Source organism: Modestobacter muralis (genome assembly GCF_010682105.1).
GTDB classification, from domain to species: Bacteria; Actinomycetota; Actinomycetes; order Mycobacteriales; family Geodermatophilaceae; genus Modestobacter; species Modestobacter muralis.
In genome coordinates this window covers 31,193-53,119 of sequence record NZ_JAAGWH010000019.1, presented here as the reverse complement: position 1 = coordinate 53,119, position 21,927 = coordinate 31,193, and the positions used below count along the sequence as shown (strand labels likewise).

The 21,927-nt window shown below is 73.8% G+C and carries 24 protein-coding genes; 15 read left to right on the top strand and 9 right to left on the bottom strand.

Annotated features, from left to right (window positions below; translation table 11 throughout):
- Positions 1-92: 92 nt before the first annotated feature.
- Entirely contained in the window at positions 93-1,274 is a 1,182-nt protein-coding gene (locus GCU67_RS09055; RefSeq protein WP_163610893.1) for a zinc-dependent alcohol dehydrogenase, read from the bottom strand.
- A 275-nt stretch (positions 1,275-1,549) separates the two neighbouring features.
- On the opposite strand from GCU67_RS09055, the gene GCU67_RS09050 reads away from it, so the two are divergent.
- Positions 1,550-2,695, top strand: coding sequence for a M23 family metallopeptidase (locus tag GCU67_RS09050; protein WP_163610892.1), 1,146 nt, complete (start codon positions 1,550-1,552; stop codon positions 2,693-2,695).
- A gap of 163 nt (positions 2,696-2,858) precedes the next feature.
- Complete coding sequence (locus GCU67_RS09045) at positions 2,859-3,800, top strand: cation diffusion facilitator family transporter (protein ID WP_163610891.1); 942 nt, start codon at positions 2,859-2,861, stop codon at positions 3,798-3,800.
- A gap of 126 nt (positions 3,801-3,926) precedes the next feature.
- Here GCU67_RS09045 and GCU67_RS09040 read toward each other — a convergent pair whose 3' ends face one another.
- The gene (locus GCU67_RS09040; protein WP_163610890.1) at positions 3,927-5,447 is read right to left on the bottom strand and encodes a DHA2 family efflux MFS transporter permease subunit; all 1,521 of its coding nucleotides are present in this window, start codon (positions 5,445-5,447) and stop codon (positions 3,927-3,929) included.
- Positions 5,448-5,525: 78 nt separating this feature from the next.
- Here GCU67_RS09040 and GCU67_RS09035 point away from each other — a divergent pair, with 78 nt between their 5' ends.
- On the top strand, positions 5,526-6,038 hold the full coding sequence (locus GCU67_RS09035) for a metallophosphoesterase family protein (RefSeq protein WP_338104889.1): 513 nt from the start codon (positions 5,526-5,528) through the stop codon (positions 6,036-6,038).
- Positions 6,035-6,895, top strand: coding sequence for a putative RNA methyltransferase (locus GCU67_RS09030; RefSeq protein ID WP_163610889.1), 861 nt, complete (start codon positions 6,035-6,037; stop codon positions 6,893-6,895). Before GCU67_RS09035 ends, GCU67_RS09030 begins: the two co-directional genes overlap by 4 nt.
- A gap of 78 nt (positions 6,896-6,973) precedes the next feature.
- Here GCU67_RS09030 and GCU67_RS09025 read toward each other — a convergent pair whose 3' ends face one another.
- Positions 6,974-7,249 carry a GlsB/YeaQ/YmgE family stress response membrane protein gene (locus GCU67_RS09025; RefSeq protein WP_163610888.1) on the bottom strand — a complete coding sequence of 92 codons (276 nt, stop codon included), beginning with the start codon at positions 7,247-7,249 and terminating at the stop codon, positions 6,974-6,976.
- 300 nt (positions 7,250-7,549) lie between these two features.
- Here GCU67_RS09025 and ctaD point away from each other — a divergent pair, with 300 nt between their 5' ends.
- Together ctaD and serB are read left to right on the top strand one after the other, a co-directional pair.
- Entirely contained in the window at positions 7,550-9,301 is a 1,752-nt protein-coding gene (ctaD, locus tag GCU67_RS09020) for an aa3-type cytochrome oxidase subunit I (protein WP_163610887.1), read from the top strand.
- Between the two features lie 130 nt (positions 9,302-9,431).
- Complete coding sequence (gene serB / locus GCU67_RS09015; RefSeq protein WP_163610886.1) at positions 9,432-10,688, top strand: phosphoserine phosphatase SerB; 1,257 nt, start codon at positions 9,432-9,434, stop codon at positions 10,686-10,688.
- 3 nt (positions 10,689-10,691) lie between these two features.
- Here serB and GCU67_RS09010 read toward each other — a convergent pair whose 3' ends face one another.
- Complete coding sequence (locus GCU67_RS09010; RefSeq protein WP_163610885.1) at positions 10,692-11,261, bottom strand: isochorismatase family protein; 570 nt, start codon at positions 11,259-11,261, stop codon at positions 10,692-10,694.
- A gap of 176 nt (positions 11,262-11,437) precedes the next feature.
- The gene (locus tag GCU67_RS09005) at positions 11,438-12,727 is read right to left on the bottom strand and encodes a nicotinate phosphoribosyltransferase (RefSeq protein ID WP_163610884.1); all 1,290 of its coding nucleotides are present in this window, start codon (positions 12,725-12,727) and stop codon (positions 11,438-11,440) included.
- 62 nt (positions 12,728-12,789) lie between these two features.
- Between GCU67_RS09005 and clpS the strand changes: the two genes are divergently transcribed.
- Both clpS and GCU67_RS08995 read left to right on the top strand, forming a co-directional pair.
- Positions 12,790-13,086: an ATP-dependent Clp protease adapter ClpS gene (gene clpS / locus GCU67_RS21310; protein WP_163610883.1), complete on the top strand. Its 297-nt coding sequence runs from the start codon at positions 12,790-12,792 to the stop codon at positions 13,084-13,086.
- Between the two features lies 1 nt (position 13,087).
- Complete coding sequence (locus tag GCU67_RS08995; protein ID WP_170311029.1) at positions 13,088-13,585, top strand: DUF2017 family protein; 498 nt, start codon at positions 13,088-13,090, stop codon at positions 13,583-13,585.
- Here the strand turns inward: GCU67_RS08995 and GCU67_RS08990 are convergent.
- Positions 13,524-13,880 carry a hypothetical protein gene (locus GCU67_RS08990; protein WP_163610882.1) on the bottom strand — a complete coding sequence of 119 codons (357 nt, stop codon included), beginning with the start codon at positions 13,878-13,880 and terminating at the stop codon, positions 13,524-13,526. The two genes, GCU67_RS08995 and GCU67_RS08990, sit on opposite strands and share 62 nt — an antisense overlap.
- A 113-nt stretch (positions 13,881-13,993) precedes the next feature.
- Here GCU67_RS08990 and GCU67_RS08985 point away from each other — a divergent pair, with 113 nt between their 5' ends.
- The 7 genes from GCU67_RS08985 to GCU67_RS08955 all read left to right on the top strand — a co-directional run bounded on the left by GCU67_RS08985 (position 13,994) and on the right by GCU67_RS08955 (position 19,295).
- Entirely contained in the window at positions 13,994-14,467 is a 474-nt protein-coding gene (locus GCU67_RS08985; RefSeq protein ID WP_163610881.1) for a Mov34/MPN/PAD-1 family protein, read from the top strand.
- Between the two features lie 166 nt (positions 14,468-14,633).
- A complete protein-coding gene (locus GCU67_RS08980) occupies positions 14,634-14,912 on the top strand; it encodes a MoaD/ThiS family protein (protein WP_163610880.1) in 279 nt (92 codons plus the stop codon).
- Between the two features lie 44 nt (positions 14,913-14,956).
- Entirely contained in the window at positions 14,957-15,907 is a 951-nt protein-coding gene (locus GCU67_RS08975) for a PLP-dependent cysteine synthase family protein (protein ID WP_163610879.1), read from the top strand.
- On the top strand, positions 15,904-16,560 hold the full coding sequence (locus tag GCU67_RS08970; protein ID WP_211661058.1) for an HAD-IA family hydrolase: 657 nt from the start codon (positions 15,904-15,906) through the stop codon (positions 16,558-16,560). Before GCU67_RS08975 ends, GCU67_RS08970 begins: the two co-directional genes overlap by 4 nt.
- 60 nt (positions 16,561-16,620) lie before the next feature.
- Complete coding sequence (murI, locus tag GCU67_RS08965) at positions 16,621-17,454, top strand: glutamate racemase (RefSeq protein ID WP_163610878.1); 834 nt, start codon at positions 16,621-16,623, stop codon at positions 17,452-17,454.
- Positions 17,451-18,191, top strand: coding sequence for an MBL fold metallo-hydrolase (locus tag GCU67_RS08960; RefSeq protein WP_163610877.1), 741 nt, complete (start codon positions 17,451-17,453; stop codon positions 18,189-18,191). The genes murI and GCU67_RS08960 overlap by 4 nt, the downstream gene beginning before the upstream one ends.
- Before the next feature lie 129 nt (positions 18,192-18,320).
- On the top strand, positions 18,321-19,295 hold the full coding sequence (locus GCU67_RS08955; protein ID WP_163610876.1) for a non-homologous end-joining DNA ligase LigD: 975 nt from the start codon (positions 18,321-18,323) through the stop codon (positions 19,293-19,295).
- A gap of 179 nt (positions 19,296-19,474) precedes the next feature.
- Here GCU67_RS08955 and gndA read toward each other — a convergent pair whose 3' ends face one another.
- From gndA to GCU67_RS08940, 3 genes are all read right to left on the bottom strand, one after another.
- Positions 19,475-20,905, bottom strand: coding sequence for an NADP-dependent phosphogluconate dehydrogenase (gene gndA, locus GCU67_RS08950; protein WP_163610875.1), 1,431 nt, complete (start codon positions 20,903-20,905; stop codon positions 19,475-19,477).
- Between the two features lie 65 nt (positions 20,906-20,970).
- Positions 20,971-21,459 (bottom strand): thioredoxin-dependent thiol peroxidase, encoded by a 489-nt coding sequence (bcp, locus tag GCU67_RS08945; protein ID WP_163610874.1) that lies wholly within the window; start codon positions 21,457-21,459, stop codon positions 20,971-20,973.
- A gap of 45 nt (positions 21,460-21,504) precedes the next feature.
- Complete coding sequence (locus tag GCU67_RS08940; RefSeq protein ID WP_338104886.1) at positions 21,505-21,873, bottom strand: YjbQ family protein; 369 nt, start codon at positions 21,871-21,873, stop codon at positions 21,505-21,507.
- Positions 21,874-21,927 lie beyond the last annotated feature (54 nt).

Genomic DNA, 21,927 nt, shown 5'->3' with positions numbered 1-21,927 from the left:
GCCCCTGACCTGCATGAGGCTGGTCACGTCGCCCTCCGCGACACGGGCCGCGCCGGGACGGACGTCCCGGGCGCGGCCCGTGTCGGTGCAGGTCAGGGCTGCAGCAGCACCTTCACCGCGCCGTCCTGCTTCTGCCGGAAGGTCTCGTAGGCCTGCGGCGCCTGCTCCAGCGGCACGTGGTGCGTGGCGAAGGAGTCCACGCCCAGGGGGTCGGCGTCGGTGAGCAGCGGCAGGATGTCGGGCACCCAGCGCCAGACGTTGGCCTGGCCCATCCGCAGCTCGACCTGCTTGTCGAACATCTGCGCCAGCGGCATCGGGTCGGTCGCGCCGCCGTAGACACCGGACAGCGAGATGGTGCCGCCACGGCGGACGGCCTCGATCGCGGTGTTCACCGCGGCCATCCGGTCGATCCCGGCGACCTGCATGACCTTCTCCATGATCGCGTCCGGCACGATCGCGCTGGCCTTCTGGGCGAACTTCGCGCCGGGGGAGCCGTGGGCCTCCATGCCGACGGCGTCGATGACGGCGTCCGGGCCACGGCCGTCGGTCTTGTCCCGCACCCAGGCGACCACGTCGGCCTGGGTGGTGGTGTCCAGGACGTCGATGCCGTTGGCGCGGGCGCGGGCCAGCCGCTCGGGCACGACGTCGGAGGCGAGCACCTGCCCGGCGCCCAGGTGCTTCGCGATCCGGGTGGCCATGTCACCGATCGGGCCGAGCCCCAGCACCAGCACCGAGCTGCCGGGCTCGACGTTGGCGTACTGCACGGCCTGCCAGGCGGTGGGCAGGACGTCGGAGAGGTAGACGAACCGGTCGTCGGCCGGACCGTGCGGGACCTTGATCGGCAGCGTGTTGCCGAACGGGACGCGCAGGTACTGCGCCTGCCCGCCGGGCACCTGGCCGTAGAGCTTGGTGTAGCCGAACAGCGAGGCGCCGTAGCCCTGCTCGCGGTTCTGCGTGGTCTCGCACTGGCTCTGCAGGCCTTGGTTGCACATCCAGCAGGTGCCGCAGGAGATGTTGAACGGGACGACGACCCGGTCGCCGACGGCGAGCTCGGTGACGCCGGCACCGACCTCGCGCACGACGCCCATCGGCTCGTGGCCCATCACGTCGCCCACGGTCATGAACGGCGCCATCACCTCGATGAGGTGGAGGTCGGACCCGCAGATGCCGGTGGAGGTGATCTCCACGATGACGTCGGTCGGGTCCTGGATCGTCGGGTCGGGGACGGTGTCGACGCGGACGTCGTCCCGGCCGTGCCAGGTGACTGCGCGCATGGGGGTGCTCCTCGGTCTCGGGGGCGCCGGGAGGTCCGCGACGGTGGTCAGCGGGGACCGCGCCCGGTGCGTGTCGTGTCCACCTACCCGGAGCGGCGCGTTCGAGTCATGAACCGCCGGCAGTCATGCCGTAACGGACCGTGCCCGTTTGGCAGTTGGTGTTGTGACGCTCGCCACTTGACCTGATGTGCATGCGTCCCTCGGCAGATCACGAAGTGATCACATCGTGTTTACATGGGCCCCGCCTCAGCAGGACGCCGACGGAAGACAGGTGCATGGACCCGCAACATCTCGCCCGGCTCGACGACGACGGGACGGTGCGCCGCAGTGCCCCCGTCCAGGCCGGCGGCTCCGCTGCCGCCCCGTCGCCCACGAGTCCCGAGGTGCCGGAGCCGGCGCCCGTCGGCACCCTCGTCCGCAGGCTCACGGGGCGGTCCCGGCGCCTGCGGGGCGCCTCGCCGCTGAGCGCCTCGACCACCTGCCCCGTGCGGACCGGCTCGGCCGAGCGGTCGCTGCCTGCCGGTGCCGTGCTGCCGGGGCACAGCGACGCCTGGCCGCTCGCCCTCGACGTCGACGCGCTGCTGGCCGCCGGCGCCGCCCGCCCCGAGCCCGTCGGTCGCACCCCGGTCGCCGAGCTCACCGCCGAGCAGGTCGTGGCACGGCTGGCCACCGGCGGGCGGCGTCACCGCCGGTTCACCCCGGTCAGCCGCCCGCGGCTGGCCGTCGCTGCGGCGCTGCTGGGCGTGACCGGGCTGGCCCTCACCGCCGCCGGCCACCCGGTGGACGTCGCCCGCGCCGCCGACGCCGACCAGCCGACCAGCGTCGCTGCCGAGCTGGGCCTGCTGCAGGCCGAGCAGCCTGTGCTCACCGAGGACGTGGCCGCCTCCCGGCTGCAGCAGCTGCTGGCCAGCCGGGCCGAGCGCGAGGACGAGCAGGCCGCCGCCGCCCGGGTCCAGGCCGAGGCTGACCGGGTCGCCTCCGACGCCGCCGCGGCCGCGGCCGCCGCCGCTGCGGAGGCCGCGCGCCCCGCCGTCGTGCTGCCCGTCCAGGGCGCCCGGCTCACCAGTGGGTTCGGCAACCGCTGGGGCACGCTGCACGCCGGCATCGACCTCGCCGCGCCGATGGGCACCCCCGAGTACGCGGTCATGGACGGCGTCGTCGTCCGGGCCGGCGCGGCCAGCGGCTTCGGTCTGGCCGTCTACGTCCAGCACGAGAACGGCGACGTCACCGTCTACGGCCACATGCAGGAGATCCTGGTCGCCGAGGGGCAGCGGGTGCGGGCCGGCGACCCCATCGCGCTGGTGGGCAACCGTGGCCAGTCCACCGGGCCGCACCTGCACTTCGAGGTGCACGTGGGCGGAATCGACGGCACCCGCATCGACCCACTCCCGTGGCTCCGCGAGCGCGGGGTCGCGCTCTGAGGAGCACCCTGCTACCCGGACGCCGGCACGTTCAGCACGAGCACGTGGCAGGACCGAGCGGCCTACGTCGCTGACGCGCGCAGTGCACGATCGGGGGCTCCTGGCAATCGGGTCTGACATGCGGCATCCTGCATGTCAGGGCACCGGTCAGAGGGGGACGGCGATGGGACACGACCACGGTGCGGCGCACCGTCACGGTGTCGGGCACGGCTCCGGCACCGCGTCGGCCGGGCACCGGCGCCGGCTGGCCGTCGTCCTGGTCCTCACCGGCAGCGTCTTCGTCCTCGAGGTCGTCGGCGCGCTGATCTCGGGGTCGCTGGCCCTGCTGGCCGACGCCGCCCACATGGCCACCGACGCCCTCGGCATCGGCATGGCGCTCGGTGCGGTCACCCTGGCCCAGCGGCCCGCCCGCGGACGGCGGACGTTCGGCCTGCAGCGGCTCGAGGTGCTCGCCGCCGTGGCCAACGGCCTGCTGCTGCTCGGTGTCGGGGTCTACGTGGTCGTCGAGGCCGTCCGGCGGATCGGTGACCCACCCGACATCGACTCCGGCTGGATGCTCGGGGTGGCGCTCGTCGGCCTGGTCGTCAACGTGGGGTCACTGGCCCTGCTGCACGCCCAGCAGGGGGACTCGCTGAACACCCGCGGCGCCTACCTGGAGGTCGTCGGCGACGCGCTCGGCTCGGTGGCCGTCATCGTCGCCGCCCTGGTCATCGCCACCACCGGCTGGACCGGCGCCGACGTCGTCGCCTCGCTGGCCGTGGGTGCGCTGGTCCTGCCGCGGGCCTGGTCGCTGCTGCGCGAGGCCCTCGACGTCCTGCTCGAGGCGGCGCCCCGCGGCGTCGACCTCGACGACGTGCGGCTGCACGTGCTCGGCGTCCCGGGGGTCTTGGAGGTGCACGACCTGCACGCCTGGACGATCACCTCGGGCCTGCCGGTGCTGTCCGCCCACGTCGTCGTGCGCGACGACGTCCTCGCCGAGGGGCACGGGGGCCGGGTCCTCGACGCCCTGTCGGAGTGCCTGGGCGGCCACTTCGACCTCGCGCACTGCACCTTCCAGCTCGAGTCGCCCGCACACCGCGGTCACGAGTCGCCCGTCCACGACTGACGAAGGCCCTCGCTGCCCCCCGCCACTCGCTCCGCTCGCGGCGGGGCCCTGCAGCGAGGCCGAGGGGCCGGACGACGGACGCCCGCCTCCCTGGGGGGAGACGGGCGTCCGCGGGCGGTACCGCTGTCAGCCGGCGTGGACCGGGGCGTCGGTCGGCAGGTCGTCCTTGGTGGCCTTGATCAGCACGGCGGAGACCAGCGCGCCGATCAGCAGCAGCACGGCGGCCCAGGTGAAGGCGGTCGTGTAACCGGCGACCTGAGCCTCCAGCCCGGCGGCCGGGTCCTGCTGGGTGGCCGGTCGGTCGGTCAGCGCCGCGGTGATCGCGCCCACCGACAGCGTGGCCAGCAGCGCCGTGCCGATGGAGGCGCCGATCTGCTGCACCGCCTGCAGCACCGCGCTGGCGGCACCCGCGTCGTGCACACCGATGCCGACCAGGGCCAGGTTCGACAGCGGCACGAACGTGAAGCCCAGACCCAGGCCCAGCAGCAGCTGGCCGGGGAAGGGGATCGTCCAGAACGACGTGCCGACGTCCAGGAAGGACAGCAGGAACAGCCCGCCGGCAGCGAGCAGGCCACCGAGCACCATCAGCGGCTTCGGCCCGATCCGGGGCACGAGCGCGCTGGCGGCACCGGCGGCGATGAGCACCCCGAGGGTGGTGGGCAGCGAGGCGAACCCGGTCGCCACCGGCGTGTAGCCGAGCACCTCCTGGAAGTACAGGCTCAGGAAGAAGAACGCCCCGATCAGCCCGGCACCGACCAGCGTGGAGGTCAGGTAGGCCCCGCCCCGGTTGCGGTCGAGCACCAGCCGCATCGGCAGCAGCGGGTTGCGCACCTTGAACTCGACGACGACGAACGCCGCCACCAGCAGCAGGCCGACTCCGATGAACGTCAGCGCGGTGCCGTCGGTCCAGGCGTTCTGCTGCGGGTCCTCCTGCGAGGCCTGCGCGACCTTGGTGAAGCCGTAGACCAGCGAGGCCAGCCCGACCGTGACGAGGACGGCGCCGGGCACGTCGTAGCTCGCGTCACCGGGGGCCCGGCTCTCCGGCACGACCCGGATCGCGGCCACGACCGCGACCAGCGCCACCGGCACGTTGACCCAGAAGCACCAGCGCCAGTCGGCGTACTCGGTGAGCACCCCGCCCAGCAGCAGGCCCACCGCGGACCCACCACCGGCGATCGCGCCGTAGACGGCGAAGGCCTTGGCGCGCTCGGCGGCGTCGGTGAACAGCACCGTGATCAGCGCGAGCGAGGCCGGGCCGAGGAGCGCGCCGAAGGCACCCTGCAGGGCGCGCGCGGCGAACAGCATCTCCTCGTTGGCCGCGAGACCACCGAGGGCCGAGGCGAGCGCGAAGCCGACGGCTCCGACCAGGTAGGTGCGCTTGCGGCCCCAGAAGTCGGCGATCCGGCCACCGAGCAGGAGGAGCCCGCCGAAGGTCAGGGTGTAGGCGGTGACGATCCACTGCTGGTTCGCCGCGGTGATCCCCAGGTCGGTGGAGACCGCCGGGAGGGCGATGTTCACGATGGTCGCGTCGAGCACGATCATCAGCACCGTCACGGCGATGACGGCCAGCGCCTGCCACCGCTTCGGGTAGGGCTCGTCGCCCAGGACGGGGCCGGAGCCCGGGGATGCGGGGGTCGGGCTGCTCACGGGTGGTCCTCACTCAGTCGAACTGACGGCCGAGTTGTCGGCCGGTGCCCGACGGTATCGGGCTGCGACGATGCACAGGTGCCGATCTCCGTGGTGTTCATCTCCGACACCCACCTGCCCAAGCGGGCGCGTGACCTGCCCGCGGAGCTCTGGCAGCGGATCGAGGACGCCGACGTCGTGGTGCACGCCGGGGACTGGGTCGACGTGGCGCTCCTCGACGAGCTCGAGCAGCGGTCCCGCCGGTTGGTCGGGGTGTACGGCAACAACGACCACGGTGTCCTGCGCCAACGGCTGCCGGCGGTCGCTCGGGTGGAGCTGGCCGGCGTCCGGGTCGCCGTCGTCCACGAGACCGGCGACGCCGCGGGCCGGGAGCGGCGCTGCGCCGAGCGCTTCCCGGACACCGACGTGCTGGTCTTCGGCCACAGCCACATCCCCTGGGACTCGACCGCCCCCGGCGGGCTGCGGCTGCTCAACCCCGGCTCGCCGACCGACCGGCGCAGGCAGCCGCACCCCACCTACCTGACCGCGGTGGTGGGGGAGGGGCGTCTGGACGAGGTCGTGCTGCACCGGCTGCCCGTGCGGACCCGATGAGCCTGCCCGCACTGCCGGCCGCCGCGGTCGCCGTCCTGGCCTGCCCGGTCTGCGGTCAGGGGCTCACCGTCGACGGGGCCGGCCTGCGCTGCCCTGCCGGGCACGCCTTCGACCGCGCTCGCCAGGGTCACGTGACGTTGCTCCCTGTCGGTGGCAGTCCGCACGCCGGGGACTCCGCGGCCATGGTCGCCGATCGCGCGGACTTCCTGGCCGCCGGTCACTACGCCGGGATCACGGGCGCGCTGGCCGACGCGGTGCTCGCCGGGCCGCCGCCACGCACGCTGCTGGACCTGGGCGGCGGCACCGGGGCGCACCTGGCGGGGGTCCTGGACCGGGCGCCGGACGCCGTCGGGGTGGTGCTGGACGCCTCGCGCTACGCGGTCCGCAGGGCGGCGCGGGCGCACCCACGCGCGATGGCGGTGGTCGCCGACTCCTGGGCCGGCTGGCCGGTCCGGGACGCCGCCGTCGACCGGGTGCTGGTGGTGTTCGCACCCCGTAACGGCCCGGAGACCGCCCGGGTGCTCGCGCCGGGGGGCCGGCTGGTCGTGGTGACCCCGGCGGCCGACCACCTCGCCGAGCTGGTGGGGCCGCTCGGGCTGCTCACCGTCGACCCGGCCAAGGCCGACCGGCTGGCAGCCACGCTGGAGCCCCACCTGCAGCCGGTGGCCACCGTCCCGTACCGGGAGGTGCTCTCCCTCGACCACGCCGCGGTGCGCACGCTGGTCGGGATGGGGCCGCACGCCCGGCACCTGGCCGGGGACGAGCTGGCCGGCCGGGTGGCCGGGCTGCCCGACGCCGTCCCGGTCACCGTGGCCGTCGAGGTCAGCACCTGGACCTCCGGCCCCCGCGGCGCCTGAGCCGGACGTGCGGCGAGGGCCCAGCCGGACCGGCTGGGCCCTCGTCGGTGGAGCGGTGCCCGCGGTACGGGCGGCGCGTCAGCGGGTGACGCGGCGCTTGCTGCCGGTGGCGAAGACGTAGATCGCCAGCACGACGATCGCGCCGAGGATCGAGGCCCACCAGCCACCGAGCGCGAACTCGAGGTTGCCGTTCGCGATCAGGTTGTAGATGCCGTTGCCCACGATGGAGCCGATGAGGCCGAGGACCAGAGTGGCGACGATGCCGAGGTCCTGCTTGCCGGGGACCACGGCGCGGGCGATCAGTCCGGCGATGAAGCCGATGACGATCGTCAGAAGGATTCCACCAAGGCTCATGTGAGACCTCCTGTGCCTGACGGCCGTGGCCGTCGTGCGCTGGACTGTCCAGCGCAAGATCATCTGTGCCCTGGCCATGTGGCCCACAAACGCGTCGACCGTCACGACCCGGTCTCGGGACCGCCGGGTCCGGCGCCGCGGGCCGGTGCGTCGACCGGGCTGCTGACCAGCACGGGGAGGCGGATGAGCGGCACACGACCGGGTTGCGTCCGCGGAATGTCCCGCGAGGCGCGCCGAGCGCGCCGCACCGACCCCTCCACCCGCCGTGTCAAGCCCCGCAGGACCGTCTAAGCTCCGGGCGTGACGATCGCACCTGCCCCGATCGTGAGCCGGCCCAGCCCGGCACACGAGGCCGAGAAGGGCTCGCGGCTCCTCGGCCTGCTGCGCACGACGGACCACAAGACCATCGGCCTGATGTACACCACGGTGGCGTTCATCTGGTTCTTCGTCGGCGGGTTCATGGCCCTGCTGATGCGCGGTGAGCTGGCCCGCCCGGAGTTGCAGTTCCTCTCGCCCGAGCAGTACAACCAGCTGGTCACGATGCACGGCACGATCATGCTGCTGTTCTTCGCGACGCCGATGTTCTTCGCGTTCGCGAACCTGATCATGCCGCTGCAGCTCGGTGCGCCCGACGTCGCCTTCCCCCGGCTGAACGCCTTCTCCTTCTGGCTGTTCTTCTTCGGGGCCTCGATCGCGGTCTCCGGCTTCCTGACCCCTGGTGGTGCCGCCGACTTCGGCTGGTACGCCTACACCCCGCTGTCGACCGGGGCGCACAGCCCGGGCGCCGGTGGTGACCTCTGGATCGCCGGCCTCGCCGTCAGCGGGCTGGGCACGATCCTCGGTGGGGTCAACTTCATCGCCACGATCATCTGCCTGCGCGCACCTGGCCTGACGATGTTCCGGATGTCGATCTTCACCTGGGCGTCGCTGGTCACCAGCATCCTGATCCTGCTGGCCTTCCCGATCCTGACCGCCGCGCTGATGGCGCTGCTGGCCGATCGGCACCTGGGTGCACAGATCTTCACGGCCGAGAACGGCGGGCCGATGCTGTGGCAGCACCTCTTCTGGTTCTTCGGTCACCCCGAGGTCTACATCATCGCGCTGCCGTTCTTCGGCATCATCAGCGAGGTCATCCCGGTCTTCAGCCGCAAGCCGCTGTTCGGCTACAAGGGCATGGTCTTCGCGCTCATCGCGATCACCGCCCTGTCGCTGGCCGTGTGGGCGCACCACATGTACGCCACCGGCGCGGTGCTGCTGCCGTTCTTCGCCTTCCTGACGTACCTGATCGCCGTCCCGACGGGCATCAAGTTCTTCAACTGGATCGGCACCATGTGGCGCGGCCAGCTGACGTTCGAGACCCCGATGCTGTTCGCGGTGGGCTTCCTGATCACCTTCCTCCTGGGTGGGCTGACCGGTGTCCTGCTGGCGAGCCCGCCGCTGGACTGGCAGGTCAACGACAGCTACTTCGTCGTGGCCCACTTCCACTACGTCGTCTTCGGCACCGTGGTGTTCGCCGCCTATTCGGGCCTGTACTTCTGGTTCCCGAAGATGTGCGGTCGGATGATGGACGAGAAGATCGGCAAGCTGCACTTCTGGCTGACCTTCATCGGCTTCCACGCCACGTTCCTCATCCAGCACTGGTTGGGCAACAGCGGCATGCCGCGCCGGTACGCGGACTACCTGCCGTCCGACGGGTTCACGACGATGCACACGATCTCCACGATCGGGTCGTTCATCCTCGGCGCCTCGGTGATCCCGTTCGTCTACAACGTCGTCAAGTCGTGGAAGCACGGCAAGCTGGCGCTGCGCGACGACCCCTGGGGCCACGGCAACTCGCTGGAGTGGGCGACGTCCTCCCCGCCGCCGCGCCACAACTTCACCGAGATCCCGCGGATCCGCTCCGAGCGCCCGGCGTTCGAGCTGCACTACCCGCACCTGAGGGACCGGATGGAGATGGAGGCCCACGCGGGCAAGGGCCACGGCCCCTATGCCGGCGAGGCCGGGCTCACCGGTGGCAGCCGGCAGGGTGCCAACGACAAGGACCCGACCTGAGTCGTCGGATCAGCACGGGAACGCCCCGTCGGCCAGTGGCCGGCGGGGCGTTCCCGCGTCCGGGGCCGGTCCCGAGGAGCACACCCAGGGCGCTCACCACGGGAGCACGGCGTTCCGGCACGATGACGGCGTGACCGACCGCGCCGCCGTCCCCGCGCCGACCGACCTCCCCGAGGGACCCGAGACGGGGCCCGGTCCCGAGGGCGCGCTGCTGACCGTCACCGGCGCCGACCGGCCGGGGGTCACCGCGACGCTGTTCGCCGCGCTGGAGGCGCTGGGCGGCGAGGTCGTCGAGGTGGTCGACGTCGAGCAGGTCGTCGTGCACGGCCAGCTGGTGCTCGGCGTCGTGGTGCGCGGGCCGGGCGTCGCCGGCGCGGGCACGCTGGCCGACCGGCTCACCCCGACCGCCGCCGACGTCGCGGCCACGACCGGCCTCGCCGTCACCGCCGAGCCGGCCACCGCCAGCGAGCCGCCCGAGCGCGGCCCCCGCCACCACGTGACCGTCCTGGGCCGGCCCGTGCCACCGGCCGCCGTCGCCGGGGCAGCGCGCGCCATCGCCGAGGTCGGCGGCAACATCGAGGCCATCCGCCGGCTGTCGGACTACCCGGTGACCAGCTTCGAGCTCACCGTCTCCGGGGCGGGCTCGGCACCGCTGCGCGCCGCCCTGGGCGCCGTGGCCGCCCGGACCGGCACCGACGTCGCCGTCGAGCAGGCCGGGCTGGGCCGACGGAGCAAGCGGCTGATCGTGTTGGACGTGGACTCGACGCTGGTTCGCGGCGAGGTCATCGACGAGCTCGCCGCCCGCGCCGGCCGGGCCGACGAGGTCGCCGGCATCACCGCGGCGGCCATGAACGGCGAGCTGGACTTCGAGGAGTCGCTGCGCGCCCGGGTCGCCCTGCTGGCGGGCCTGCCCGTCGGCGTGCTGGACGAGGTGCGCGAGCAGCTGGTGCTCACCCCCGGCGCCCGCACGCTCATCCGCACCCTGCAGCGGCTGGGCTTCCGGTGCGGGATCGTCAGCGGCGGGTTCACCCAGATCACCGACCCGCTGGCCGCGGCGCTCGGGCTCGACTTCGCCGCCGCCAACACCCTCGAGGTCGCCGACGGCCGGCTGACCGGCGGGCTGGTCGGGGAGATCGTCGACCGGGCGGGCAAGGCGCGGGCGCTGGCCCGGTTCGCCGCCGAGCACGGCATCCCGCTGGAGCAGACGGTCGCGGTCGGTGACGGGGCCAACGACCTGGACATGCTCGCCGCCGCCGGGCTCGGCATCGCCTTCAACGCCAAGCCGGTGGTGCGCGAGCAGGCCAACGCCGCGCTGAACCAGCCCTACCTCGATGCCGTGCTGCAGGTGCTCGGCTTCACCCGCGACGAGGTCCTCGACGCGAGCTGAGGCTCAGCCTGCCTGGGAGACCGTGCCCTCGAGCTCGACCCCGGCAGCGCGGAGCTGGTCTAGGGCCGCGGCGGTGGTGCCCTCGGCCACCCCCGCGGTCAGGTGCAGCAGCACCCGGGTGGACAGCCCGGCGCCGACGGCGTCCAGGGCGGTGGCCCGCACGCAGTGGTCGGTGGCGATGCCGACGACGTCGACGCTGTCCACGTCGTGCGCCCGCAGCCAGTCGGCCAGGCCCTGCCCGTCGTAGGAGCCCTCGAAGCCGGAGTAGGCGGCGGCGTACTCGCCCTTGTCGAAGACCGCCTCGATCGGCCGGCGGTCCAGGTCGGAGTAGAGCTCCACCCCGGGCGTGCCCACCACGCAGTGCGGCGGCCAGGTGTCGAGGAAGTCGGGGGTGGTCGAGAAGTGCGCCCCCGGGTCGACGTGGTGGTCCCGGGTGGCGACCACGTGGTCGTAGCCGCCGGTGGCAACGTGCGCGCTGATGGCCCGCGCGACCGCGGCACCACCCCCGACGGCGAGGCTGCCGCCCTCGCAGAAGTCGTTCTGGACGTCGACGATCACCAGTGCCCGCGTCATCCGCCCATCCTGCCCGGCTCCGCGCCGCCCCGCGACCGTCGGCGACCCGTTCCGTTCGATCCGGACCCGGCCAGACCGAGGCGGCGAGCACGGCACCCTCGCGGGGGCCCGCTGCGAGTGGGAGGACCCCGTCCTCCTCGTCCCTCGCACGCTCGGGACGGGGCCGGGGGGCCTCTCTAGGCGGGAACGGTGTCGATGGCCGGCTCGCCGCGGGACAGCGACCAGGCCTCGGTGGGCAGCGTGTCCCGCACCCGGGCGTGCAGCTCCCGGGCGGCGGCCAGCGTCTCGGCCGGGCTCCGCGGGTCGACCACCGCACCGCCCCGCACCAGGGGCACGAGCAGCTCGCGGTCGTGGGCGGCGGCGGCCACCGGCCCTGTGCTGACCACCTCGGCGGTCGCCGTCCCGTCCGCGTCGTGCCGGCGGACGGCGGTCTTGCGCCCGCCCACCGAGCGCTTGCCCTCGGAGTTCTTGGCCACCGGGACGCCGTCCCGCTCGACCAGCTTGTAGACCATCCCGACGGTGGGGGAGCCCGAGCCGGTCACCAGCGAGGTGCCCACGCCGTACCCGTCGACGGGGGCGGCGGCCAGGGCCGCGATCGCGTACTCGTCCAGGTCGCTGGTGACGATGACCCGGGTGCTGGTGTTGCCCAGGGAGTCCAGCAGTGCGCGCGCCCGGGTGGCCTCGATCGCCAGGTCGCCGGAGTCCAGCCGCACGGCCCCCAGTTCCGGGCCCGCGACCTCGACCGCCGTCCGGATGCCCTGCTCGGTGTCGTAGGTGTCGACCAGCAGCGTCGTCCCGGTGCCCAGGGTGGCGAGCTGGGCGCGGAAGGCCGCGGCCTCGTCGTCGTGCAGCAGGGTGAAGGCGTGCGCGCTGGTACCGGTGGTGGGGATGCCGTACCGGGCACCGGCGGCCAGGTTGGACGTCGCGGCGAAGCCGACCAGGGCCGCGGCCCGGGCCGAGGCGACGGCGGCCTCCTCGTGCGTGCGCCGGGAGCCCATCTCGATGCACGGGCGGCCGGCGGCGGCACCGATCATCCGGGCGCCGGCCGCGGCGATCGCGCTGTCGTGGTTGAGGACCGACAGCGCCAGGGTCTCCAGCAGCACGGCCTGGCCGAACGGTGCGCGCACGGTCAGCACGGGGGAGCCGGGGAAGTAGAGGTCGCCCTCGGCGTAGCCGTCGACGTCGCCGGTGAAGCGGAAGCCGGCCAGGTGGTCGAGCAGCCGTGGGTCGTCGATGCCCTGCGCGGTCAGCGCGGCCAGCTCGGCGTCGCCGAACCGGAAGTGCGGGAGGGCCTCCAGGAGACGCCCGGTGCCGGCCAGCACGCCGTAGCGGCGGCCGTGCGGGAGGCGGCGGGCGAAGACCTCGAACACGCAGTCCCGTTCCGCGGTGCCGTCGGCCAGCGCGGCCCCGAGCATCGTCAGCTCGTAGCGGTCGGTGAGCAGCGCGGGGCTGAGCGGGCTCGACATGGACGCAGACGATAGGTGCCCACCGTCTGCGGTGCCCGGGGGAGGCGTCCTAGAGTGATCACGTGGCCGGACCGCTCGCGCCGGTGTGGACGCCGGAGACCGTCAGTCGGGAGGAGTCCGACCTCGACCGCCCGTGGGTGACCGTGGTCTGGGACGACCCGGTGAACCTGATGACCTACGTGACGTTCGTGCTGCAGGAGCTCTTCGGCTACGACGAGGCCACCGCCACGAAGCTGATGCTCCAGGTCCACCATGAGGGCCGGGCGGTCGTCAGCTCCGGGCCGCGGGAGCGCATGGAGCACGACACCAGCCGGCTGCACGCCTACGGCCTGTGGGCCACCTACCAGAAGGACGCCTGAGTTGCGGCCCTTCCGCCGCAAGGGCGACGTGCTGGTGGCCAAGCTGGTGGCCGCCGAGGTGGGCATCCTGAGCCTGCTGCTCGACCAGCTCGAGCAGCTGCTGGCCGCCGACCCCGACGACACCGGCGGCGACCCGGTCGTCGAGCGGCTGCTGCCGCCGGGACACGTCGGCGACCCGGAGATGGCCGCGGACTACCGCGACCTCACCGAGGCCGGGCTGCGCAGCGGCAAGGCCGACGACCTGGCGATGGTGCGGGCCACGCTGCCGTTCGAGGGCGGGGAGGTGCGGCTGGACGCCGACCAGGCGCGGGCCTGGCTGCGCACCACCAACGACCTGCGGCTGGCCCTGGGCACCCGGCTGGGCATCACCGCCGACACCGAGCCCCCGGACGACCCCTCCGGTGAGGAGGGCTCGCAGCTGGCCGTCTACTACTGGCTCACCGCCGTGCAGGGCTCGTTGATCGACGCCCTGGTCGCCGGTCGCGGCGGCCGACGGTGAGCAGCACCAGGGTCGCGACGAGCAGGTCGGCGACGAAGAAGACGTAGACCAGGCTCGGCAGCGTCCGCTCCCGGACGAGCGCGCCGATGCAGGCCAGCAGGGTGACCGCCGACAACCCGAGCAGCAGCAGCAGGCCCAGCAGCCGACCGGTCACCAGCAGCGCCAACTCCACCCGGTCGGCGCGATCGTGGACGCTCGACCGCCCGAGCCGGTGCTGCACCCGGGTCGCGCCCAGGACGAGGGCGGGCCCCGGCAGCAGGAGCACGCCCGCCACCATCAGCGCCTCGACCACCACGGGACCCGACGCTAGCGGTCCCGGCAGCGGCCGGTGAGCCCCCCGGGCGCCGGCTCACCCCTGCGGGAGGGGGAGCGGTGGGAGCCCGGGGCCCGGCGGCCTAGACTGATCCCGTGCTGCGCATCGACCGCGCGACCTATGACGCCATCGTGGCCCACTCGCGCCGGGACCACCCGGACGAGGCCTGTGGCGTCGTCGCCGGGCCCGAGGGCAGCGACCGGCCCGAGCGGCACATCCCGATGCTGAATGCGGCGCGCTCGCCCACGTTCTACGAGTTCGACAGCGCCGACCTGCTGAAGCTGTACCGCGAGATGGACGCCCGGGACGAGGTCCCCGTGGTCGTCTACCACTCGCACACCGCCACCGAGGCCCGCCCCTCGCGCACGGACATCAGCTACGCCTCCGAGCCCGAGGCGCACTACGTGCTGGTCTCGACCCGCGAGCACGGTGCGCAGACCGGCCTGGCCGGTGACGACGTCGAGTTCCGGAGCTTCCGGATCGTCGACGGTCAGGTCACCGAGGAGGACGTCGACGTCGTCGAGTCCTACCTGTTCGGCCACTCGCCGACCACCGTCGTCTACGACTGAAGGACCTCCCTCCCCCCACCGCGAGCAAGCTCGCGGCGGGGCCCTGCAGGGATGCCGGAGCGCGGCTGGAATCTCCCGCTCCGCACCGGCGTTCCCCCGGACAGTCGTCACCCCCGCGCGCGCTGCGCGTGAACACCCCACCCCCGCGAGAAGGAGCTCTCCCGTCATGGCCATCCAGGTCCGCATCCCGACCATCCTGCGCACCCACACCGGCGGCAACAAGACCGTCGAGGGCTCCGGCGCCACCCTCGCCGCTCTGGTCGACGACATCGACAAGTCCCACCCCGGGATCAAGAACCGCCTGGTCACCGAGGAGGGCAAGCTGCACCGCTTCGTCAACGTGTACGTCAACGACGAGGACGTGCGCTTCACCGGTGCGCTGGACACCGCCGTCAAGGACGGCGACTCCGTGACGATCCTCCCCGCGGTCGCCGGCGGCTGCTGACCGGGCCTCCCCGCCCGGCACCCACTCCCCAGGAGACCCCGTTCATGGCCCGCTTCGCCTCCCTCGTCGACTCACTCGGCAACACCCCCCTGGTGGGTCTGCCGTCGCTGTCGCCCACCCCCGACGTGCGGCTGTGGGCCAAGCTCGAGGACCACAACCCCACCGGTTCGATCAAGGACCGGGCCGCCATCGCGATGATCGACGCGGCGGAGAAGGAGGGGCGGCTCTCGCCGGGCAGCACCATCCTGGAACCCACCAGCGGCAACACCGGCATCTCCCTGGCCATGGTCGCCCGCCAGCGCGGCTACCGGCTGATCTGCGTGATGCCGGAGAACACCTCGATCGAGCGGCGGCAGCTGCTGGAGATGTACGGCGCGCAGATCATCAGCTCCCCGGCCGCCGGCGGCAGCAACCAGGCGGTCGCGGTCGCCAAGGGCCTGGCTGCCGAGCACGAGGACTGGGTGATGCTCTACCAGTACGGCAACCCGGCCAACGCCGAGGCGCACTACACCGGCACCGGCCCGGAGATCCTCGCCGACATGCCCTCGATCACCCACTTCGTGGCGGGCCTGGGCACCACCGGCACGCTGATGGGCGTCTCCCGCTTCCTGCGCGAGCACAAGCCCGGCGTCCAGGTCATCGCCGCCGAGCCGCGCTACGGCGAGCTGGTCTACGGCCTGCGCAACATCGACGAGGGCTTCATCCCCGAGCTCTACGACGCCGACCTGCTCGACTCCCGCTTCTCGGTCGGCCCGGACGACGCGATCCACCGCACCCGCCAGCTGGTGGAGCGCGAGGGCATCTTCGCCGGCATCTCCACCGGGGCGATCCTGCACGCGGCGCTGGGCATCGCGGACAAGGAGGTCGCGGCAGGCCGCAAGGCCGACATCGTCTTCATCGTCTGCGACGGCGGGTGGAAGTACCTGTCCACCGGCGCCTACGCCGGCACCCTCGACGAGGCCTCGGCCGCGCTCGAGGGCCAGCTGTGGGCGTGAACGGCGACCTGCTGCTGCCCGCGCGCGGCCTGCTGTTCGACAACGACGGCGTGCTGGTCGACTCCGAGGCCGTGGTCGTGCGGGCCTGGAGCCGCTGGGCGGTGGAGAACGACCTGGACCCGGTCGAGGTGATGCTCGCCGTCCCCGGTCGCCGGGCCGCCGACACCGTCGCCCTGTTCGTGGACGCCGCCGCAGTGCCGGCCGCGGTCGCCGACGTCACCCGCTACGAGCTGGAGGACGTCGCCGACACGACCGCCGTGCCCGGGGTGCTGGAGCTGGTCCCGCAGCTGGACGGCGTCCCGTGGGCAGTGGTGACCTCCGGGGTGCGCGAGCTGGCCAGCGCCCGGCTGACCGCCGCCGGCGTCCCGCTGCCGGCGGTCCTGGTCACCGCCGAGGACGTCACGGCCGGCAAGCCCGACCCGCAGCCCTACCTGACCGGCGCCGCGCGGCTGGGCATCCCGCCGGCCGACCTGATCGTCCTGGAGGACAGCCCCAGCGGCGTGGCCGCCGGGCTCGCCGCCGGCTGCGCGGTGCTCGGCATCGGCGAGCTCGCCCTACAGACGGCCGCGACCGCCGTCGTCGCCGACCTGACCGGCGCGCGCTGGACCGGCGAGGGCCTGCTGCTGCCCGCCGCCGCCCTGCTGCGCTCCTGACCGGGCCGGCCGGGGAGGTCCGGGCGACCGTCGTACCGGCTCGCTAGCCTGGGCTGCGAGATGAACAGCCACGGGACGACGGCAGGGGCGGACGCGCCCATCGGGATCTTCGACTCCGGGGTCGGCGGGCTGACCGTCGCCCGGGCGGTGCTCGACCAGCTGCCGCACGAGTCGATCCGCTACGTCGGCGACACCGCGCACAGCCCCTACGGGCCGCTGCCGATCGCCGAGGTGCGCCGGCACTCCCTCGCCGTCATGGACGACCTGGTCGCCGCCGGGGTGAAGATGCTGGTCATCGCCTGCAACTCGGCCAGCGCCGCCTGCCTCGGCGACGCCCGTGAGCGCTACGACGTGCCGGTCGTGGAGGTGGTGCTCCCCGCCGTGCGCCGCGCGACCGCGGCCACCCGCACGGGGCGGATCGGGGTGATCGGGACGACGGCGACCATCACCAGCGGCGCCTACACCGACGCCTTCGCCGCCGCCCCGCAGGTCACGGTCACCAGCGCCGCCTGCCCCAGCTTCGTCGACTTCGTCGAGCGCGGGACCACCAGCGGCCGGCAGCTCGTCGGGCTGGCCCAGTCCTACCTCGACCCGCTCCTGGCCGCCGACGTCGACACCGTCGTGCTGGGCTGCACGCACTACCCGCTGCTCACCGGCGTGCTGTCGCTGGTGCTGGGGGAGGAGGTCACGCTGGTCTCCAGCGCCGAGGAGACGGCCAAGGACGTCTACCGCGTGCTCACCCGCACCGACCTGCTCCGCGACCCCGACGGGCCACCGCCGGTGCACCGGTTCCTGGCCACCGGCGACCCGGAGCCCTTCGCCCGGCTGGGCCGCCGCTTCCTCGGCCCCGAGGTCGACGAGGTGCTGCGCGCCGGACGGGGGGCGGCGGCGTGAGGCTCACCGTCGTCGGCTGCTCGGGCAGCGCGCCGGGGCCGGCGTCCCCGGCCTCCTGCTACCTGGTCGAGCACGAGGAGTTCGCGCTGCTGCTGGACCTGGGCAACGGCGCCTTCGGGGCCCTGCAGGGCGTCCTGGACCCGGGCATGGTCGACGCCGTCTACCTCAGCCACCTGCACGCCGACCACTGCCTGGACGTCGCGCCGTTCATCGTGTGGCACCGCTACTCCGGGCGCTCCGACGGCCGCACGGTCCCGCTCTATGCACCGGTGGGCGCCGACCGCCGGCTGGCGACCGCCTACGACCCCGACGGCGGGTCGATCGACGACGTCTTCGGCGTGACCGCGATCGGCGCGGGCCGCTGGACCATCGGCCCCCTCGCGGTCACCACCGTGCGCACCCAGCACCCCGTCGAGTGCTACGCGGTGCGGCTGGAGGCCGGCGGCCGGTCCCTGGTCTACACCGGTGACACGGGCCCCAGCGCGGACGTCGTCGAGCTGGCCCGTGGCGCCGACGTGCTCCTGGCCGAGGCCGCGCACCCCGACGTCCCGGGCCTGCCCGACGGCCTGCACCTGACCGGGCGCCAGGCCGGCGAGCACGCCGCCGCGGCCGGGGTGGGCCGGCTCCTGGTCACCCACGTGCCGGCCTGGGTGGACGCGGACGCCCAGCTGGCCGCGGCCCGCGCCGTCTTCCCGGCCAGCGAGCTCGCCCGGCACGCCGGCGTCTACGACATCTGACGTGCGCTCCGCCGGGATCAGCGGACCTGATCGTCCTTGCTCCTGGCTCACGGTGCGGCGTGAGCCAGGAGCACGCGCGCTGAGCCAGGACGGCTTGCCCGCGCGCCCGGCGGCGGGCACGGTGTGGGTGTGGCCACCGGTGACGAGGAACGGGACGGCGTCCGGCTGAGCAGCCTGGACTCCCCGCTGGGCGACGGGCTGGAGGTGACCAAGCGCGACCTGGTCGACCACCTCGACGCCTTCGCCGACCGGCTGGTCCCGCTGCTGTCCGGTCGCCCGCTGACGGTGAAGCGGGTGCGGCCCGGTGCTGCGCCGTTCATCCAGCGCGACGTGCCCAAGGGCGCCCCGGAGTGGGTGCGCACCGTGCCCACCTGGAGCGATCGGGCGCACCGCGAGGTGCACCAGGTGCTGTGCGAGGACCGCCGCACCCTGCTGTGGCTGGCCAACCAGCGGGCGGTGGAGCTGCACGTGCCGTTCGGCCGGGTGGGGGAGGAGCAGCCCACCGGCCTCGTGCTCGACCTGGACCCGCCCGAAGCCGCCGACTTCGGCGTCGTGGTGGCGACCGCGCTGCTCGCCCGCCGCGCGCTGGCCGACGCGGGGCTGGCCGGCGCGGTGAAGACCAGCGGCTCCACGGGCCTGCACGTCGTCGTCCCGGTGCACGGCTCGCCGGTCGAGGACGTCGCCGCGGCCACCCGGGCGCTCGCGGCGCGCGCCGCGGCCCTCGATCCGGGGGTGGCCACCACCGCCTACGTCGTCGCCGAGCGGGGCGGCCGGGTGTTCGTCGACTCCACCCGGTCCGGGCGGGGGACGATCGCGGTGGCCTACAGCCCGCGGGTCCGGCCCGGCCTGCCGGTCTCGGCGCCGGTGACGTGGGAGGACCTCGCTACCTGGGACGACGCGTCGGGCGTGCGGCCCGGCGACGTCACCGTGGCCACCGCGCGGGAGCGGTTCGGCGACGGCGACCCCTGGGCCGCGGCGCAACCGGAGCCGCAGGAGCTCCCGGCCGACCTGGTCGCCGAGGGCCACACGATCCCGGTCGCCCGGGTCGCGGCGATGCACGAGGGGAAGCGGCGGGCCCGCGCCGCGCGGGAGGGCACCGCGTGACGACCGGGCGGCACGGCGTCCCCGGGGCGCGAGCGAGGAGCGCCACCGGGTGACCGGGCCGCCCGGCCGGCCGGTGTCCGGCGCGCGTCGAGCCCTGCCCCCGGTGGAGGGCAGGGCTCGATGCGCGCGCAGGGCACCCCGGGGGCCGGCGTCCGGCTCGTCCCGGCGGGCTCCTCAGCTCACGCGGGGACCTCGCGGCCGTCCTCGCCCCACATCGTGTGGAACGAGCCCTCCTTGTCCACGCGCTGGTAGGTGTGCGCCCCGAAGAGGTCGCGCAGCCCCTGGATCAGCGAGGCCGGCAGCCGCTCGGCACGCAGCCCGTCGTAGTACGAGAGGGCGCTGCCGAAGCCGGGCACCGGGACGCCGTTGCGCGCCGCCCCGGCCACGACCTGCCGCCAGCCCTCCTGGCCGGCGCTGACCGCGGCGCGGAAGTAGTCGTTGGTGAGCAGGGTGGTGACGTCGGGCTCGTCGGTGAAGACCTGGGCGATCCGGTCGAGGAAGTCGGCCCGGATGATGCAGCCACCACGCCAGATCCGGGCGAGTGCAGCCCGGTCGATGTCCCAGCCGTACTGGTCGGCGCCCTGGGTGATCTGGTCGAACCCCTGGGCGTAGGCGACCACCTTCGAGGCGTACAGCGCCTGCCGCACCGACTCGACGAACGCGTCCCGGTCGTCGATGTCCCAGGTGGTACCCGGGCCGGGGAGGACCTGCTGCGCGGCCCGCCGCTGCTCGCGGTGCCCGGACAGCGCACGGGCGAAGACCGCCTCCGCGATCCCGCTCACCGGCACGCCCAGGTCCAGCGCGGACTGCACGGTCCAGCGGCCGGTGCCCTTCTGCTCGGCCTCGTCGACCACGACGTCGACGAACGGGGCGCCGGTCTCGGCGTCGGTGTGCCGCAGCACCTGGGCGGTGATCTCGATGAGGTAGCTGGAGAGGTCGCCGGTGTTCCAGTCGGCGAAGACGTCACCGATCTCGGCCGGGCTCATGCCGAGCCCCTGGCGCAGCAGGTCGTAGGCCTCGGCGATGAGCTGCATGTCGGCGTACTCGATGCCGTTGTGCACCATCTTCACGAAGTGCCCGGCGCCGCTCTCCCCGACGTGGGTGCAGCACGGCTCGCCGTCGACGACGGCCGCGATCGACTCCAGCAGCGGGCCGACCAGCTCGTAGGCCTCCGCCGAGCCGCCGGGCATGATGCTCGGGCCGTTGAGTGCGCCCTCCTCGCCACCGCTGATGCCGGTGCCGACGAAGTGCAGGCCCTGGGCGGTGAGCGCCTCGGTGCGCCGGACGGTGTCGGTGAACAGGGCGTTGCCGCCGTCCATCAGCACGTCGCCCTCCTCCAGCAGGGGGGCGATCTCGTCGATGACGGCGTCGGTCGGGGCGCCGGCCTTGACCATGATGATGATCTTGCGCGGCCGCTGCAGGGTCTGGACGAAGTCGGCCACGGAGCCGGTCGGGACGAAGTCGCCCTCGCTGCCGTGGGCCTCGACCAGGGCGTCGGTGCGGGCCTGGCTGCGGTTGTGGAGCACGACCTGGTGGCCGTGCCGGGCGAGGTTGCGGGCGAGGTTGGCGCCCATGACGGCGAGCCCGGTGACGCCGATCTGATCACTCATGCCCCGACCCTGCCCGACCCGGCGCCGTCCTGCCAGGTCCTCCCGCACCCAGGGACCCGCGATGCCTAGGCGATGTTGAGGTCCCGCATCAGCTTGGCGACGTGGCCGGTGGCCTTGACGTTGTAGGCGGCCTTCTCGACCAGGCCCTCGGCGTCGACGATGAAGGTCGACCGGATGACCCCGACGACCTCCTTGCCGTAGAGCTTCTTCGGGCCGTAGGCGCCGTAGGCGACCAGCACGGCCTTGTCCGGGTCGGAGACGAGGGTGATGTGCAGCCCCTCCTTCTCCCGGAAGGTGCGCAGCTTGTCGGGGGCGTCGGGGGAGACGCCGATGATGTCCAGCCCGGCCTCGGCGAGGTCGCCGGCGGCGGCGGTGAAGTCGACGGCCTGGGTGGTGCAGCCCGGGGTCAGCGCCGCCGGGTAGCAGTAGACGATCACGCGCCGGCCCCGGAAGGAGGCCAGCGAGACCGGGTTGCCGTCGGCGTCGGGCAGGGTGAACTCCGGCGCCGGGTCACCCGGCGCGAGGCGGACGGGGGAGACGCTCGTCTCGGTCATGGCCGCATCTTCCCGCATCCCGGCGACAGGAGCCGAACCGGCTGGTCAGCCCGCCAGGAAGCTGAACCGCACGTGCCGGGTCGGGTTGTCGATGTTGGTGTCGACGAAGCAGATCCGCTGCCAGGTGCCCAGGGCCATCCGCCCCTCGAGGACCGGCACCGTGGCGTGCGGCGGCACGAACGCCGGCAGCACGTGGTCGCGGCCGTGACCGGCGGCGCCGTGGCGGTGACGCCAGCGGTCGTCGCGGGGGAGCAGCTCGTCCAGCTGCGCCAGCAGGTCGTCGTCGCTGCCCGCGCCGGTCTCGATGATCGCGATGCCGGCGGTGGCGTGCGGGACGAACACCTGCAGCAGCCCGTCGCCCTCGCCGCGGACGAACTCCACGCACTCGTCGGTCAGGTCGACGATCGAGGGCACGCCCCCGGTCCGCACGGCTCGCAGCTCCGATCGCATGGCAGGAGCCTGGCAGAG